Genomic DNA, 343 nt, shown 5'->3' on the forward strand with positions numbered 1-343 from the left:
AAAATCATTGAAAGTTCCAGCTATCCTTGAAGCAGTAGAAGCTACTCTTGGACGTCCAGCATTCGTATCATTCGATGCTGAAAAATTGGAAGGTTCATTGACTCGTTTGCCAGAACGCGATGAAATCAACCCAGAAATTAACGAAGCACTTGTCGTTGAATTCTACAACAAAATGCTTTAATTTTAAGATATATCTTACGAAAAGCCTACAACAGTGGGCTTTTTGCTTTGTCTGAAAATTAGATTATGAAAAACTAGCTAGCTTTACGTGAATTACAAACTTATAATCAATAACATTACAGAATCAAAAACACAAGACAGAAATCAAAGCCCCTCTTTCCCT

1 pseudogene is annotated in these 343 nt (G+C 35.6%); it reads left to right on the plus strand.

From position 1 onward, the window contains the following. A pseudogene (locus tag SINDD18_RS10140) lies at positions 1-181 on the plus strand (30S ribosomal protein S4); the annotation flags it as partial. Between the last annotated feature and the right edge of the window lie 162 nt (positions 182-343).

The sequence above is a fragment of the Streptococcus infantis genome (assembly GCF_001579645.1).
GTDB lineage: Bacteria > Bacillota > Bacilli > Lactobacillales > Streptococcaceae > Streptococcus > Streptococcus infantis_E.